This is a genomic window from Methylobacterium sp. GC_Met_3 (genome assembly GCF_026540775.1).
Taxonomy (GTDB): domain Bacteria; phylum Pseudomonadota; class Alphaproteobacteria; order Rhizobiales; family Beijerinckiaceae; genus Methylobacterium.
Window position 1 is genome coordinate 1 of record NZ_JALNUL010000209.1, and the last position, 246, is coordinate 246.

The following is a 246-nucleotide window of genomic DNA, read 5'->3' on the forward strand; positions in this document are numbered from 1 at the left end:
GTGCCGTTGTCTTTGGTGACCGCGTAGGCATAGTCGAAGCGGATCGGGCCGAGCGGCGAGTTCCAAAGGATGGACGCGCCGATCGAGGAGCGGATCACCGCCTTGTCGTGCACGTTCACGCACTCGGGTTGGACGCCGACCGTGTAGGCGCTGTACGAGCACCCCGTCGTGGGACTGTAGCCGTTGATGAAGCCGTCGCCATTCACGTCGAAGGTGCGCTTGCCTTTGTAGCCGAACAGCGTGCCG

1 protein-coding gene is annotated in these 246 nt (G+C 63.4%); it reads right to left on the minus strand.

What is annotated here, in order from left to right:
* Positions 1–246: BamA/TamA family outer membrane protein (locus tag OXS27_RS32525; RefSeq protein WP_267361770.1), on the minus strand; the 246-nt coding region annotated here is incomplete at both ends.